Here is a 16,113-nt window from a genome sequence, read left to right as displayed (position 1 = left end):
TATGAAGAACAACTTGTTGTGGATTCTTACCAATCGTCAATCTTTCGTTAAGGAGGTGATCCAGCCGCAGGTTCCCCTACGGCTACCTTGTTACGACTTCACCCCAGTCATCTGCCACACCGTGGTAAGCGTCCTCCTTGCGGTTAGACTACCTACTTCTGGTGCAACAAACTCCCATGGTGTGACGGGCGGTGTGTACAAGGCCCGGGAACGTATTCACCGCGGCATTCTGATCCGCGATTACTAGCGATTCCGACTTCATGGAGTCGAGTTGCAGACTCCAATCCGGACTACGATCGGCTTTTTGAGATTAGCATCCTATCGCTAGGTAGCAACCCTTTGTACCGACCATTGTAGCACGTGTGTAGCCCTGGTCGTAAGGGCCATGATGACTTGACGTCGTCCCCGCCTTCCTCCAGTTTGTCACTGGCAGTATCCTTAAAGTTCCCGGCTTAACCCGCTGGCAAATAAGGAAAAGGGTTGCGCTCGTTGCGGGACTTAACCCAACATCTCACGACACGAGCTGACGACAGCCATGCAGCACCTGTATGTAAGTTCCCGAAGGCACCAATCCATCTCTGGAAAGTTCTTACTATGTCAAGACCAGGTAAGGTTCTTCGCGTTGCATCGAATTAAACCACATGCTCCACCGCTTGTGCGGGCCCCCGTCAATTCATTTGAGTTTTAGTCTTGCGACCGTACTCCCCAGGCGGTCTACTTATCGCGTTAGCTGCGCCACTAAAGCCTCAAAGGCCCCAACGGCTAGTAGACATCGTTTACGGCATGGACTACCAGGGTATCTAATCCTGTTTGCTCCCCATGCTTTCGCACCTCAGTGTCAGTATTAGGCCAGATGGCTGCCTTCGCCATCGGTATTCCTCCAGATCTCTACGCATTTCACCGCTACACCTGGAATTCTACCATCCTCTCCCATACTCTAGCCAACCAGTATCGAATGCAATTCCCAAGTTAAGCTCGGGGATTTCACATTTGACTTAATTGGCCACCTACGCGCGCTTTACGCCCAGTAAATCCGATTAACGCTTGCACCCTCTGTATTACCGCGGCTGCTGGCACAGAGTTAGCCGGTGCTTATTCTGCGAGTAACGTCCAAGCATCTTGGGTATTAACCAAGAGCTCCTCCTCCTCGCTTAAAGTGCTTTACAACCAAAAGGCCTTCTTCACACACGCGGCATGGCTGGATCAGGGTTCCCCCCATTGTCCAATATTCCCCACTGCTGCCTCCCGTAGGAGTCTGGGCCGTGTCTCAGTCCCAGTGTGGCGGATCATCCTCTCAGACCCGCTACAGATCGTCGCCTTGGTAGGCCTTTACCCCACCAACTAGCTAATCCGACTTAGGCTCATCTATTAGCGCAAGGTCCGAAGATCCCCTGCTTTCTCCCGTAGGACGTATGCGGTATTAGCATCCCTTTCGAGATGTTGTCCCCCACTAATAGGCAGATTCCTAAGCATTACTCACCCGTCCGCCGCTAAATCCAGTAGCAAGCTACTTTCATCCGCTCGACTTGCATGTGTTAAGCCTGCCGCCAGCGTTCAATCTGAGCCATGATCAAACTCTTCAGTTTAAAATCAGTAGTACCTTTAAAGGGCACCAATCTTGGCTCATCAATTTTCTGACAAATATTTCTCAAATAAACTTCGAGTAATTTCTACCATCAATCAATGAAAATAATTTCGATCGATCAACCAGTAAAAATCCACACAAGTTGTTCTTCATAATCTCTTAATGATCTTCTTGCTACTTCGTCAGCAGCAAGCTAGGTCGGCTATATTACTCTTTATTTCGAAAGAGTCAACAGGTTCAGTCGATTATTTTTAAACTTCTTCAAGACTTCCAGATTTAAACCCTTTGAGCTAAATCCTTGTTTCTCAACAAGTTTTAATCAACATCACCGCCGTTGGATGTGCATTCTACAGCATTTCAGATGCGTTGCAATACCTTTTTCAATAAAATTATTTCGCATGTACAATTTTTAATCTTTTTGTGTATTTTCATTCATTTTTTATACAAATTTGCTTAAATGATGTTTATTCGTGAATATAACGTTTATTATTTTTATACTAATAAGTAGTGCTCCTTACTCAGAAAAGGCCTCAGGTTCCCTTATGCATCGTTCTATTTACTTATCTATATGCTTATTTTCTTTAGCCTCAAGCGTACCCGCCTTGGCAGAGATAAACACGGAGGCGGAAAACGAATCTGCAAAAACTCCTCTCAGAGCCAAGATATCGGCCAAAGCACAGCAATTACAGACCCAACTGAACGTTGATGCCAGTGCGGCCCAGGCTGAAGAGGTTAAAGATCCGTTCCAACCTTTAAATAGAAAGATTTATCAGTTTAATGATGCAATTGACCGTACTGTGGTGCGCCCTATAGCCGTTCAGTATGTTGAAAAAGTTCCGCAGGACGTCCGCGGCAGTTATACCAATTTTCGTAGTAATCTGGGTGAACCCTGGAATGTGGTCAATCAGCTGATTCAAGGCCGTCCAGCCCGTGCAGCAAAATCTCTGGGCCGTTTTACCATTAATACCTTGACCACCTTAGGTCTGGCCGATCCGGCACGTCGTCTTGGTTTAGACTATGAAAATGAAAAATTTGCAACCACTTTAGGCTATTATGGCGTGCCTTCTGGTCCTTATATCATGTTGCCATTTTTAGGCCCAAGTTCGGTACGTGGTGTGATTGGGACCGCAGTAGATAGCCAGACACGTCCACAAAAATATATTCTGGAAGATGAAGATGGGCTTTACTGGACCGATCAGTTCTGGCGTGCGATTGATAACCGCTCTGAAATACTCGATGTTGAAGGGGTACTAACCGGTGACCGTTATGCCCAGATTCGCGATATTTATCTGCAACGCACCAACTACGCCATTGCTGAAAAGAAAGGTACAGAGCAAGACACCCTTTTCCTGGAAGATGACTTCGAAGACGATATTTCTGATGATGTTCCTTTGAATGAAAACGATATTGAATCTTCAGATAAAGCTCTTTAAGTTCATACTTCATGTATCATTGCTAGTGAAATCTGTTCGCTAGCAATGCTTTACTTGTTATAGTACATCTTATAGTCCATCCTGGGATCGAATCACTTTTTTATGTATTTCATTCAACCGACTCGTGATATTCCTTATTTAGATCAGGTACTTGATGCGCTTCCGCATGTTCAGATGATCTATCTGGATGATCATGAACTGTATGATTCTACGATTATTGCGATTGCAGATGTACATGACTATCTGACTTTCAAGTGGAATCTACCCACGATTGTACTGGCTCTAGAAAATGAAGGCAGTGCTTTGGCTCAGGCTTGGGAACAAGGGGCGCTGGCCGGCTGGATCTGGAACCAGCTGCCTGAGAATCCAGATCTGGCGCTACAAAAAATTGATGCGCAATATAAGCGTAATCAGGATAGTCGCGACCTTCCTTCTGCAGCCGAATTACAAAAAAGACTGTTACCCAACCCGATTGAACTGACCAATTATGAGGTCGAAACCTATTTTCAGCCTTCCGCCTATCTGTCAGGAGATTGGTATGATTACTGGAAAATTAGCGATAAAGAGGTCATTTTCTATTTGGCCGATGTTTCTGGGCATGGTGTGACCAGCAGTTTATTGACTTCCTGGATGGCGGCTTTTCATGGTCGTTCCAAAACCCCGCGTGAGCTGATCAAGAAGCTCAACGGCATGCTGATGCAGGAAAATATTGAAAAGCACATCACCATGATTGCTGGGGTTCTTAACCTGGAAACTCATGTATTAAAATGGTCCAGTGCCGGACATTATCCTCCGCCGATCATATTTGAACCGAATCAGGAACCCAAGATTTTTTCGACCAGTAGCTTTCCTTTAGGCCTGACTGAAGAAATTCAGGTTGAAGAACATGAATGGGTACTAAGCCGCAATGCCCGTTTTATTATCTGCTCAGATGGTGCCCTGGAACCCTTTGATGGTGGCTTAAATGAACAATTCTCGCAATTATTACACCACTTGCAGAATCAGTCTTTTCAGGCTCCGGAACATGTGGCCGACGATATTGCCTTTTTAAGTTTTATAAGAGTGAATTAACAGTATATTTACAGACTTTATAAGCACTTAATTTGATTACCACTTTCAGCCACTTGAGTATCCCTAGACCCTATGGGATAATTTAATATCCTTCTCTGCAAATGGCATTTATATGTCAACAGGTCATGTTGAATATGCAAGTCTGAATGGAACGCATATTTTTAAGCTTATCGGCGAAGTGCGTGCCCAGTCTTGTATTAGTCTAGACAAATTACTGAACCGAATTGAACAGCAAGACAATGTGGTTGGCGCAATCGTTGACTTAACCGAAACCAGCTTTATTGACAGTACCGTACTGGGTGTTTTAGCGAAACTAGGACTGAAACTCAAGCAAGTACATAATATTCAGGCTGTCATGCTTTCTACCAATTCTGACATCACCACTTTGGCCAACAGCATGGGGCTGAGTCAGGTATTTGTAATCCTGAACTATTGTGGCGACCCCCATGTCTGTACCCGTGCGCTGATGGAAGAACATGTGACTCATCAAAATATGCTCAACACTGTTCTGGATGCACACAAAACCCTGATGAAGCTGAATCAAAGCAATCAGAACATGTTTGAACCTTTAGTCAAACAACTACAGAAAGAGCAAGACAATTTAGATAAAATTTCCGAACAAAAGGTATAACCCGTTTATAAGAGGACCACATGACTTTACTTTCTGTTGTACAAATGAATTCTCAAAATGAAATTGATGCCAATTTCGTGGAGATTGAGTCTTTAATCCAACAAAGTAAAGCCAATGGTGCTGAGCTGATTGTTTTTCCGGAAAATTTTGTCTGTTTCGCAGCAGGCAAACAGCGCGAAACTGCTGCGCAGTTTGAAGCCATTCAGCAACGTCTCGAACAGCTTGCCCATCAATATGAAACCTGGATTGTCGCTGGCACATTACCCTGCCCTTATCGTCCGGATGGTTCGATCATTACAGATGGCCGGGTACGTACTGTCAGTCTGTGTATCAGTCCGGAACGAACTGAAGCGCGTTATGACAAAATTCACCTGTTTGATGTCCAAGTTGGCGATGAGGTCGGTGGTTATCAGGAATCCAAGTTCTTTGAGCCCGGCACAGATGTGGTCGTAGCCAAGACTCCTTTTGGCAATATCGGCCTGATGGTCTGTTATGACCTGCGTTTTCCAGAGCTAGCTTTAAGCTTGCGTGCCAAAGGTGCGAACCTGCTTACTGCGCCTTCTGCCTTTACCTATACCACCGGTGAAATGCACTGGCAGTTATTACTGCAAAGCCGCGCCATGGATAGCCAGTGTTCCGTACTTGGCGCAGCTCAACAAGGCTGGCATGGTTCAAAACGCCAGACTTGGGGGCATGCAGCTGCAACGAACAGTCGTGGCCAGCTTCTCAATATGATCCATGCCGAAGGTGCCCATCTGATTACGGTGGACTTTGATTTAGCCGAGCAGGAAAAAATCCGTGAGTCCATGCCTTTAATGCAACACCGCAGACTTTTGCAACTTTCCTGAATCGTGTCATTTACTTGCATAAAATAACAAAACCCCTGCTTATTCTTCAGGCAAAATCGCCGAGCATAGAAGCTTCATGAAAAATAAATAGGGATAAAGCTCATGTCATTAGAAAAAGCCGTCTATACCGCACATGCCAAAGCTACAGGGGGTCGTGATGGCCGCGCCACCTCTGACGACCAGATTTTAGATGTACAATTGGCCGTACCCAAAGAAATGGGAGGACCTGGCGGTGGAACCAATCCTGAACAGCTCTTTGCCGCAGGTTATTCGGCCTGTTTCTTGGGTGCAATGAAGTTTGTCGCCAATCGTGACAAGCTGAATATCAGTAAAGATGCCTATATTGAAGGTGATGTCGGAATCGGTCCAATTCCAACCGGGTTTGGGATCGAAGTGACTTTAAATATCCACCTGGAAGGCATGGAGCAGGCAGAGGCGCAAAAACTGGTTGATGCGGCACATATTGTTTGTCCATATTCAAATGCGACCCGCAATAATATTGATGTGAACTTAAACGTGATTACTTAATTTTGCCTCGACAGCTATTCTGGAATATGTTTCAGGATAGCTGGACTCTTATGATCAATTTCAAATTTGACTCGCCTCCTTTTTCCTGAAAAGCCAGTTCTATTTTCAAAACAAAAGTAAAACAACAAATACTTATATATAATGATTCTTATTTGCAATAATTTACCTTAAAGCGTCTTATGTTCAAATCCTTTATTTTTAGTTCTTTGCTGCTCAGCATTAGCACTGCCGCTTTTGCAGAACTGCAAATTTCAGAAGAAATTCGTCCGCAGCTAAAATCTGTAATTAATGCCGGGATTGAACGCCTCCCCATTCCTGCAACACCTGACAATATGATTCTGCCAGAATTTGGCAAAGGAATTATTGGCTGGGGAGCTGGCCCCAAAGATGCTGAAGCGCGTTTGCAAAGTGTCAACAAAGTCGATGTCGAAAAAATGAAACAGGATAGGGTGACTTTAGACATGGCGCAGGCCTGGCAGACCTTCTATGAAAATGAAACTCAGCGTAATCCGGGCAATCCAACTGCAGCTTTTCGGGCACAACTGATGAAAAAAATCGTCAGCCTCTGGTAAATATCCACAAATCCTGACGATCAGTCTTTAAAAGCAGCAGATTAGACAATTACTCTGCTGCTTCGTTGGTGACTCGCAATACTTCTTCAATGGTGGTTTTACCCGCCAATACCTTGCGCAGGCCATCATCCCGAATTGAACCGGACTGCTGCCGCGCATAACTTTCTATTTCATATTCAGCCGCATTGCCATGAACCAGACGGCGCATGTGATCATCGACGGGTACAATTTCATAAATCGCAGTACGTCCGCTAAAGCCGGTATTGCCACAACGTTCACAGCCTTGCGGTTGCGGTAGTCTTAAATCCTGCGGATGCTCAATGTTTTCAAACAGATTGGTTTCGAAAGCATCTGCTTCATGCCAGGTTGCGCAATGTGGACATAGCGTTCTGACCAGACGCTGGGCAATTACCCCAATCAGGGAACTGGATAGCAGGAAAGGTTCAATTCCCATATCTTTCAGACGCGTAACTGCGCCAATCGCGGTATTGGTATGCAGGGTTGAGAGTACCAGATGCCCCGTCAATGATGCCTGTACCGCAATTTCTGCAGTTTCCAGATCACGAATCTCGCCGACCATCACCACATCCGGGTCCTGGCGCAGCATGGCTTTTAAGGCACGCGCAAAGGTCATATCCACTTTGGTATTGACCTGCGTCTGACCGATCCCTTCGAGCTGGTATTCAATCGGATCTTCAGCGGTCAGAATATTTTTGGAACCATCATTCAGGTCAGACAGTGCTGCATATAACGTTGTGGTTTTACCTGAACCGGTCGGCCCGGTGACCAGAATGATCCCGTGTGGACGATGTACCAAGATCTTGAGCCGATCATAGTCATTATTCATCAGACCCAAGTGGGTCATGTTCAAACGGCCGGCCTGCTTGTCCAGCAGACGCATCACCACACGTTCGCCATAAGAAGATGGCAAGGTGGATACCCGGACATCGACTTCACGCCCCGCCAGACGCAGGGAAATACGGCCATCTTGTGGAATACGCTTTTCTGCAATATCCAGTTTGGCCATGACCTTGATACGTGAAACCAGTAGCGGAGCCAGTTCACGGCGTGGCTGGACAATTTCACGGAGCTGGCCATCGACCCGCAAACGTACTGACAGTTTTTTTTCAAAAGATTCAATATGAATATCGGAAGCCCCGACACGAATCGCTTCAGATAATAATGCATTGATCAGACGCACAATCGGCGCATCATCTTCCTGATCCATCAGGTCTTCAGCTTCAGGTACAGAATCGGCCAGACTGAGTAAATCCGGATGATCTTCCAGACCGGCAGCAACCTGCTGGGATTCCCCGCTATCTCCGGCAAAACTGGAGCTGAGCAACTGGTTAAATTCCTGTTCGCTACACAGTTGAAAATGCGCCGGATAACCGAGCAGACGGCGCGCTTCCTGCAATGCAAGCATCGAGGTATTGTCACGACGCAAAATAAAGGCCTGATTTCCCTCATAACGCAACAGCACACCATGGCGCTTGGCGAAGCTATATGGGATTTGTAATTGTTTAAGTACTTGCATCGCGGATTATAATAATGATGAAAAAATTTAAATTGAGTGTACTCTAAGCATATGACAGCGTGAAGTATGTTTTCAAAGATTTAGCAAGAAAGGGTGCCAACATTGCCGCAAGATAAAGATGAATCAAGCCCGAATACAGCGAAAATGCGCTGGTGGGGAGAACAGAATTTTGAAATTAATCAGTCCAAAGCATGGCAGTTTGGCTCTCTGCTGTTTCGTCTGACCCGGGGCATTCAGGAGTGGCGACTGGAATACTATCGTCCTGTGGTGCAATACGATTATGAGCAGCAATGGCATCAGATTGATGATCCGAATTTTGCCTTTCCACCGCCGGTCAAGATTGAACGCTATATGTTTAAATCCACCCAGAACAAATTGCAGTTGATGCCACGTTTGGCCAACCGGTCGGTGGTGATCAAGCCGGTCGATCCCATTTATATTCCAGCCGGACAACGCGGTACGCTTTATATCAGCACGCCCTTATGGATTGCCGGTTTTGTCGAAGGCCAGCGTGAACCGATTTTTGACCTGCCGGTAATCTTGCCGAAGGATACCTGGTTTGGGCCGAATCACCGCTCGGGCGAAATCTGTTATGCCACCGCAGTCGATGGCAGAACTGAACTGAAACAGCTCAACCCACGCGCTTTTCGTGCCGTAACCCCGATCGAGTTTCACAATACCAGTAACCAGCAATTGCGCTTTGACCGGATGAACGTCCCGGTCCCGGCCCTGCCACTGTTTTATAGTGAAAGTACCGGCCGTTTATGGACTTCGCAAATCCGGGTCCTGCATGAAAGTTCAGATCGGCCACCGCGGATTCGGGTCGAAAACCGTACACCGCCAAATGCCGGCGAAGTGGCCTATCTGCATCCACCGCGTGATCCTGCGGGGGCTTTATTTAATATGTTTGATTCATTTTTCTAAGGGCGTCTGATGCCAAGTTCAAATATTCCGACCGAAGTCACCAACAGCCTGAAGGGAGTATTTACCAGTATCAATACCGATCGCTTGACCGAAGTACTGGTCGCGGTGGTGTTGTGTTTTATTGGTTTCCTGATCGCACGCTTCATTTCCAATACCTTTATTCGTACCATTGGGGTACGTTTTAATGCCCATCAGAAACTGGTCTGGCGCCGCGGCATTTTCTATTTCATCTTCCTGCTATTTGTGATGGCTAGCCTGAAAGAAGCCGGTTTTAAACTCAGCGTCTTCCTTGGGGCTGCCGGGATTCTAACCGTCGCGCTGGGTTTTGCTTCGCAAACCTCGGCATCTAACCTGATCAGCGGTCTGTTCCTGATTGGTGAAGGTTCTTTCGAAGTCGGTGATACCATTCAAATCACCTTGATTCGTGGACATACCATTGAAGGTGAAGTAATTTCAATTGACCTGCTTTCAGTCAAGCTACTCACGCAGGATAATATCTATGTGCGGTTGCCGAATGAACAGCTGATCCGGGCACCGGTGCAGAACCTGTCGAAATTTCCGATACGGCGCATTCCGATTACCCTGGCGATCAATTTCCACGAAGATATTATTAAAGTACGTGAAGTACTGCTGGATGTTGCCAATAAATACCCGCTGGTTCTGGCCGATCCAAAACCGGCAGTGACCGTCACCGCATTTCGTGAATCCTCGATTGAACTGCTATTTGCAGTGTGGTGCCAGCAGGAAAACTACCTCAAGGTTCGGGATGAAATGCAGGAACGCATTCGTAATGGCTTTGTCGACAACCAGATTGAAATTCCGGTACCGAAAATGGGCTTTGTCGATCATCCACTTTCCCGCCCTTTGCAAAATGAAGAGATCGATCAATATGCCAATGAAAAAGCCCTCAAAAGAGAGCCGGATTTAAAATAAATTGACTTTAGGTGAGAGTAACAGCGAAACCAAAACCTGCATCAGCGAAGAATGCTCCCTCTCCTTTTTAAAGGAGAGGGTTAGGAAGAGGATTCCATCAATCCGTTTTCTCCGGCATCGGTGCAATATAAGCTATCAGCAGCATCACGCCACCCGCCAGTAAAAATGAAATCACTCGGGTCAGGGTGCCAATATGTGACAGGTCAAACAGCACCAGTTTTAAGGTCACAATCACCAAAATACTGCCGCCCAGAATCCACATTGGTTTCAGATTTTTTAAGGTCGCCGTCCACATGGTGATCCAGGCCAGCAATACCCAGAGTATGGTGAGGCTAAGCTGAACCGTGGCATTACTCCATAAGGCCAACTCATTAAACGGCGTCTGCAAGTACACATGTAAAGCTCGTAGAACGATATAACTGGAAAGCCAGAGCAGACTCAGCACCATCAACACAGCCATCATGCCCTTATCACGGCCAGCCTGAATCTGTTGCAACAGCATCCAGATAAAACTGGCCAACATGGCGATACTGACCAGATCAAAGGGATTAAGCAGTGGCAGCCAGTAATACTGGAATACCTGTTGACTGAACAGTTGTGAACATATCAGCCAGACTCCCATCAGTAACAGACAACTCTTGCTTTGCCAAAGCTGCTGCCAGCCAGATTGCGAATCCTGTCGATAACACCACAAACACAACAATAGAGGTAAAATCGCCATGCTCAGATAAGGCATGCCCGGGATCAGACACAGGCTTGCCAAAGCCAAACTGGAGAAAATACCCAAACTTATCCACTCTTTGGAAAGTTGTAATCCAGCCAGCGGCCTGAGCCACAGCATGGCCAGCAATAGCATCGAAAAAGCAAAAAAACCACGCTCCAGAGCACTATTCCAAACAATTACCGCATTTTGACTACGATCCAAAACCAGAATCACGGCGATGACCATCAAAGGTGAAATGCCGCTCCACTTCGGCAACAACCAGAACCATTGCTGATGTTTGCGCAGAATGATTTCATTCAATAGCATATAGCCCAGGACAATGCTAAATAAACTCAATACATAGGCATGCTGACTTGAAAATTCATCTTCCAGCAAGGCAAAGAGCATCAAACTGGCCGCAACAGTTAAACTACTGAGAAAGCTGACACTCAGAACATTCAATTGCTCTTGGTATTTTTCTTTAAGCTGACTGATGACCACGACTGCGACATAACACAGGCTCAGAATCCAGAAAATCAAGCGCGGCGTTGGATTGATCTCGACCAGATAATACAGGCTGCTGAGTCCGGCCATCAGCAATAAGCCCATGCTGAGATAATGCGCTACCCGAATATTTTTTTCCAAGGCCCATAGATAAATCAGCACCCCTTCCACTGCCCAGCCGACCACACTCCATTGCTCTGTCAATAAGATCGGTGGTACCAGCGCCAGAAAAATCAGCATCAGACTGAGATAACTTTGTGAAATAAGCTGAATCGTTTGTTTTCGGCGCAGCAGTGTCCAGCAAGCGGCAAAGACCAGTGCAAAGAACAGGCTTAATCCGGCTTGCCAGAGTTTTTGATTTGGCTGATTAAAATGAATCAGATACAAAAAGATATAAGCGGTAATAGGGGCAGCAAAAATCAGTGCCAAGTCGAGTACCGGTTTTAGCTGAAATCCTGACAGATCCTGACGTGCCAGCAACTGGCTAAAGCGGAAACCCAACCAGATAAACAGCGCACTATGCGCCAGAATCAGTGCAGTCATGGCATAACGCTCATGGGTATCACCATGAATCAGGCTATAGATTCCGCCGACAATCGTCGTAACCAGAAAAGCAATCTGGTTGAGAACTTTCCAAGGGCGAAAACTGCTCAGCACGGCCACCCCAATATTGATCAGCAGATAATAGCTGATCAGTTCAACAGCAGAAGCGTCACGGACCGGCAAGGTAAATGGCGCCAGATAAGCGATCAGCAAGGCCATCAAGGCCAGCTCGATACTTTCCTGTTTCAGGCTTAAATACAGTGTTATTGCCAAAATAATGATGAATAGCAAAGCCGCTACAGGTAGCGTTGGAATCACCAGATTGTAATAGGCAAAGAATAAAGTCAGGAACAGGCTTCCTAAGCCCAAGCCTTCCAAGGCCAGAGCAAAACTGCGGTTCTTGTACATCAGGTAATAGCCCAGTACTGTCACACAGCCACTCGCCAATGCCACCAGGCCCAACTTTGCAGCCAGACTCAGCTGCCAGTGCTCGGTAGCAAAACGCAGCAGTAAAATAATCCCGATTACCAAAATACCAATGGCGACTTTTAATACCGGATTACCCTGAAAAATCCAGCGCTGTACTTGATCGATGAGATTAGGCGCAGACTGAGAATTTGAAGCTTGTTGAGAAGTTACAGGTACAGCATCAGACCAGGCCGGCGGTATCAAGGACTGCGAATCCGCAGAATGAGCGTGCGATTGCAACTGTATCAAACGCCCTTCCAGACGCTGCAGCCACCGGAGTAAAAAGAACACCCAGGCAGTAATCCCGATTCCCATCAGCCAATCCAGTTCAGCCAGTCCGCCGACAATGGCAGTGATTGAGGAAATATATAATGGAACTTTAGAATTGTGTTGCAAGGACATTTGCTGCTGTGCCGCCAGTTGCTGTAGCGGAGCCTCGACCGCGCTGACATATTGCATCACGCTGAAGATAAAACCTACGCCACACAAATAAGTCACAATCTGATAATCCAGATACCAGGCACTGACCCCGACAATCAGCAGGCTAATCAACCAGATCATACGTAACTCATTCTGTCCTGCAGCCATTCTTATATTTCTCTGTTCTGAATCGTTCCATCATACAACAGCTTGTGCTGCTTATTTCATCTTCAGCCGATATTCGCTAAGCTGTAAACTCAGACTCGTCTCAGCGAGCGTAGTAAAAATCACGTACAATAGCGCTGTATTTTGAATAAGGAATTGATTACATGCCACCATTTGTCTTGGTCGATGGCTCCTACTTTTTATTTCGTGCCTTTCACGCACTGCCACCATTAACCACGTCAACCGGTTTACATACCAATGCAATTCGTGGTGCGATTTCTGCTATTCAAAAACTGATGCGCCGGACCCAACCGACCCATATGGCGGTGATTTTCGATACACCAGAACCCACCTTCCGGCATGAGCTTTCACCGATTTATAAAGGTGACCGTCCGAGCATGCCAACGGAATTAGCTGAACAGATTCCTTATCTGCATGCCTTGATCCGTGCCTTGGGCATTCCCCTGCATACCTTGCCGGGTGCCGAAGCCGATGACATTATCGGTACATTGGCCAAACGTGCCGAAGCCATGGGACATCAGGTGCTGATCTCGACCGGCGATAAAGATATGGCACAACTGGTGACCGAAAAAGTCACCCTGGAAGACAGCTTTAAAGAAAAACCGCTGGATGTCGATGGGGTTTTTGAAAAGTTCGGTGTCTGGCCAAATCAGATTATTGATTATCTGACCCTGATGGGCGATGCCTCAGACGGCATCATGGGCGTGCCCGGTGTCGGTGCCAAAACTGCGGCTAAACTGCTGAACGAATACGGTTCGATTGGCGGCATTTTAGAAAATGTCGACAAGATTAAAGGCAAAGTTGGCCAGAATATTAAAGAACATGTCGATGGTATTACTCTGGATCATCAGCTGGCCAGTATCGTCATCGATCTGGATCTTAACTTTGGTTATGACGATTTAAAGCTGGGTGATCCAAATGTCGAGACTTTACGTCATTTGTATACCGAGCTGGAATTCCGTAATCAGCTCCAGTCTTTAGATCATCCCAACAACCCGAATAATTCAGCTTATAAACAGGCAGCAAAATCCATTACCGCCAAACCGGCAACCTTGCCAGAAAGCACAGAAGATCATGCTTCTGTAACCAGCAGTGATGATCAGCTCGGTCAAGCGACTTATCATACCGTGCTCAGCCAGCAGGACTGGGATACACTGTTTGCGCGCTTAAGTTCCGAAAAACGCTTTGCCTTTGATACCGAAACCACCAGTCTGGATTATCGCGTTGCGCAGATTGTCGGTTTTTCGGTCGCCTTCGATGCGCAGGATGCCTACTATGTTCCTTTGGCACATGATTATGAAGATGCACCAGAACAGCTGAATCGTGAAATGATTCTGGCGCAGATCAAAGCAATTCTGGAAGATGAAACTGTAAAGAAAATTGGCCATCACCTGAAATATGATGCGCATGTGCTGGAAAATCATGGCATTCATCTGGCAGGCTGGTATTTTGACACCATGCTGGCATCCTATGTGCTGAATTCTGTCGCGACCCGTCATGGCATGGATGATGTCGCACGTCTGTACTTAAGTCATCTGACCACCACTTATGAGCAGGTGGCCGGTAAAGGTGCCAAACAGAAAACCTTCAACCAGATTCCGCTTGAAACTGCAGCGCATTATGCCGCAGAAGATGCGCATGTCACCTATCGTCTGTATGAAGTTTTAAGCAAGAAATTACAGGCACACCCTGAACTGGTGAATATTCTGCATAATATTGAAGTGCCCGTCGCACGTGTGCTGACCGAAATGGAAGAAAATGGCATCGAGCTGAATCTGGCTTTTCTGGATCAACTTGGCGGTGAGTTTGCCACTACCATGCAGAATCTGGAAAACCAGATTATGGAAATTGCCGGTGAAAGTTTCAATGTCAGCTCACCAAAACAGGTCGGTGAAGTGCTGTTTGAAAAGCTCGGCTTAAAAGGCGGCAAAAAAACCACAACTGGACAATACAGTACCAGTGAAAGTGTCCTGGAAAAAATTGAACATCCGATTGCCCAGCTCATTCTGGAATATCGTGGTTTGTCCAAACTGAAAAGTACCTATACCGATGGACTGTGCAAACAGGCCAATACTGACTCACATCGGGTACATACCAGTTATCATCAGGCCCTGACTGCAACTGGTCGCTTATCCTCGACCGATCCAAACTTACAAAATATTCCGATCCGTGCCGAAATTGGCCGTCAAATCCGCAAGGCTTTTGTGGCACCGGAAGGCCGTGTTTTGCTGGCAGCCGATTACTCACAAATTGAGTTAAGACTGATGGCACATCTCTCTCAGGATGAAGCACTTTTAGATGCCTTTATTCATGGTCAGGATGTACATCGCCGTACTGCGGCAGAGGTTTTGGGCATTGCGCTGGAAGATGTCACCAATGACCAGCGCCGTCAGGCCAAAGCGGTTAACTTCGGTCTGTTATATGGCATGTCTGAATTTGGTCTGATCCGTCAGTTGGGCTTTACCCGTCAGGAATCACAGGATTATATCAAGCAGTATTTCCATCGTTATCCGGGTATTTATGACTATATGCAACGTACCCGTCAGGTGGCATTAGAACAAGGCTTTGTAGAAACCCTGCTCGGTCGCCGTTTATATACCCCAGATATTGATGCACGTAACATGATGGTGCGTAAAGCGGCAGAACGTGCGGCAATTAATGCCCCGCTACAAGGTTCGGCCGCGGATATCATTAAAATGGCGATGATTGAAGTCGACAAGATGTTGCCAAAAGATCAGGCCAAAATGTTACTGCAAGTCCACGATGAACTGGTATTTGAAGTCGATGAAGACATTGCCGATGAACTGGCACCAAAACTGGCAGAAGTGATGCAATCCGTATTGCAAATTTCTGTACCGTTGGTGGTGGAAGTCGGTAAAGGCAAAAACTGGGATGAAGCGCATTAATCATCACATGTAGTTCCCTCTTCTAATAGCAGAGGGAGTGAAAATGCATATTATTTTAAACGTATTCCCTCTCCTTCCAGGAGAGGGTTAGGGAGAGGTGAATTTTAAATCCCTCTCCTCTTGCGAAGCAATGCTTCTCATCCCAGCGGGAGAGGAACTTTCATCTATTTATTCCCTATACCTTCCTTGAAATCCATAATTTTGAACTAGAAGGTATACGGCAAAGCCCCTCTTTCGAAAATAGAGCTTGGGGAGGTTTAAATCCCTCACAACCTCCCTTTTCTAAAGGGAGGAGCACATAAAAAAAGGACGCCTCGGCGT

11 protein-coding genes and 1 rRNA gene are annotated in these 16,113 nt (G+C 46.4%); 9 read left to right on the top strand and 3 right to left on the bottom strand.

The genetic code is table 11. The annotated features are described in order from the left end of the window. Positions 1 to 48: 48 nt before the first annotated feature. A 16S ribosomal RNA gene (locus AC3IT7_RS02660) occupies positions 49 to 1,586 on the bottom strand. Between the two features lie 541 nt (positions 1,587 to 2,127). Between AC3IT7_RS02660 and AC3IT7_RS02655 the strand changes: the two genes are divergently transcribed. The 6 genes from AC3IT7_RS02655 (at position 2,128) to AC3IT7_RS02630 (ending at position 6,668) form a co-directional block, all read left to right on the top strand. After that, positions 2,128 to 3,018, top strand: a complete 891-nt coding sequence (locus tag AC3IT7_RS02655; RefSeq protein ID WP_489249300.1) for an MlaA family lipoprotein — start codon at positions 2,128 to 2,130, stop codon at positions 3,016 to 3,018. A 102-nt stretch (positions 3,019 to 3,120) separates the two neighbouring features. Continuing rightward, positions 3,121 to 4,089, top strand: coding sequence for an RsbU family protein phosphatase GigA (gigA, locus tag AC3IT7_RS02650; protein WP_475653619.1), 969 nt, complete (start codon positions 3,121 to 3,123; stop codon positions 4,087 to 4,089). Positions 4,090 to 4,201: 112 nt separating this feature from the next. Then, positions 4,202 to 4,720, top strand: a complete 519-nt coding sequence (gigB, locus tag AC3IT7_RS02645; protein WP_475653618.1) for an anti-anti-sigma factor GigB — start codon at positions 4,202 to 4,204, stop codon at positions 4,718 to 4,720. A gap of 20 nt (positions 4,721 to 4,740) precedes the next feature. Then, on the top strand, positions 4,741 to 5,568 hold the full coding sequence (locus AC3IT7_RS02640; RefSeq protein ID WP_489249299.1) for a carbon-nitrogen hydrolase family protein: 828 nt from the start codon (positions 4,741 to 4,743) through the stop codon (positions 5,566 to 5,568). Between the two features lie 102 nt (positions 5,569 to 5,670). Beyond that, entirely contained in the window at positions 5,671 to 6,096 is a 426-nt protein-coding gene (locus tag AC3IT7_RS02635) for an organic hydroperoxide resistance protein (RefSeq protein WP_489249298.1), read from the top strand. A 179-nt stretch (positions 6,097 to 6,275) separates the two neighbouring features. Beyond that, positions 6,276 to 6,668, top strand: coding sequence for a DUF4951 domain-containing protein (locus AC3IT7_RS02630; RefSeq protein WP_489249297.1), 393 nt, complete (start codon positions 6,276 to 6,278; stop codon positions 6,666 to 6,668). Positions 6,669 to 6,717: 49 nt separating this feature from the next. Here the strand turns inward: AC3IT7_RS02630 and gspE are convergent, their stop codons facing one another. Continuing rightward, positions 6,718 to 8,205: a type II secretion system ATPase GspE gene (gspE, locus tag AC3IT7_RS02625; RefSeq protein WP_489249296.1), complete on the bottom strand. Its 1,488-nt coding sequence runs from the start codon at positions 8,203 to 8,205 to the stop codon at positions 6,718 to 6,720. A gap of 144 nt (positions 8,206 to 8,349) precedes the next feature. On the opposite strand from gspE, the gene AC3IT7_RS02620 reads away from it, so the two are divergent. Next, the gene (locus AC3IT7_RS02620; protein ID WP_262458235.1) at positions 8,350 to 9,129 is read left to right on the top strand and encodes a DUF432 domain-containing protein; all 780 of its coding nucleotides are present in this window, start codon (positions 8,350 to 8,352) and stop codon (positions 9,127 to 9,129) included. Between the two features lie 9 nt (positions 9,130 to 9,138). Next, on the top strand, positions 9,139 to 10,062 hold the full coding sequence (locus AC3IT7_RS02615; RefSeq protein WP_489249295.1) for a mechanosensitive ion channel family protein: 924 nt from the start codon (positions 9,139 to 9,141) through the stop codon (positions 10,060 to 10,062). 97 nt (positions 10,063 to 10,159) lie between these two features. Here the strand turns inward: AC3IT7_RS02615 and AC3IT7_RS02610 are convergent, their stop codons facing one another. Next, the gene (locus tag AC3IT7_RS02610; RefSeq protein ID WP_489249294.1) at positions 10,160 to 12,868 is read right to left on the bottom strand and encodes a DUF2339 domain-containing protein; all 2,709 of its coding nucleotides are present in this window, start codon (positions 12,866 to 12,868) and stop codon (positions 10,160 to 10,162) included. A gap of 161 nt (positions 12,869 to 13,029) precedes the next feature. Between AC3IT7_RS02610 and polA the strand changes: the two genes are divergently transcribed. Next, on the top strand, positions 13,030 to 15,792 hold the full coding sequence (gene polA, locus AC3IT7_RS02605; protein ID WP_489249293.1) for a DNA polymerase I: 2,763 nt from the start codon (positions 13,030 to 13,032) through the stop codon (positions 15,790 to 15,792). Positions 15,793 to 16,113 lie beyond the last annotated feature (321 nt).

This window comes from Acinetobacter sp. KH_038, assembly GCF_057839405.1.
This window is presented reverse-complemented; position numbering and strand designations above follow the sequence as displayed.

Excerpts from the sequence above, each read along its gene's own strand:
- AC3IT7_RS02655 (WP_489249300.1), top strand. The coding sequence starts at position 2,128 with ATGCATCGTTCTATTTACTTATCTATATGCTTATTTTCTTTAGCCTCA.
- gigA (WP_475653619.1), top strand. The coding sequence starts at position 3,121 with ATGTATTTCATTCAACCGACTCGTGATATTCCTTATTTAGATCAGGTA.
- gigB (WP_475653618.1), top strand. The coding sequence starts at position 4,202 with ATGTCAACAGGTCATGTTGAATATGCAAGTCTGAATGGAACGCATATT.
- AC3IT7_RS02640 (WP_489249299.1), top strand. The coding sequence starts at position 4,741 with ATGACTTTACTTTCTGTTGTACAAATGAATTCTCAAAATGAAATTGAT.
- AC3IT7_RS02635 (WP_489249298.1), top strand. The coding sequence starts at position 5,671 with ATGTCATTAGAAAAAGCCGTCTATACCGCACATGCCAAAGCTACAGGG.
- AC3IT7_RS02630 (WP_489249297.1), top strand. The coding sequence starts at position 6,276 with ATGTTCAAATCCTTTATTTTTAGTTCTTTGCTGCTCAGCATTAGCACT.
- gspE (WP_489249296.1), bottom strand. The coding sequence starts at position 8,205 with ATGCAAGTACTTAAACAATTACAAATCCCATATAGCTTCGCCAAGCGC.
- AC3IT7_RS02620 (WP_262458235.1), top strand. The coding sequence starts at position 8,350 with ATGCGCTGGTGGGGAGAACAGAATTTTGAAATTAATCAGTCCAAAGCA.
- AC3IT7_RS02615 (WP_489249295.1), top strand. The coding sequence starts at position 9,139 with ATGCCAAGTTCAAATATTCCGACCGAAGTCACCAACAGCCTGAAGGGA.
- AC3IT7_RS02610 (WP_489249294.1), bottom strand. The coding sequence starts at position 12,868 with ATGGCTGCAGGACAGAATGAGTTACGTATGATCTGGTTGATTAGCCTG.
- polA (WP_489249293.1), top strand. The coding sequence starts at position 13,030 with ATGCCACCATTTGTCTTGGTCGATGGCTCCTACTTTTTATTTCGTGCC.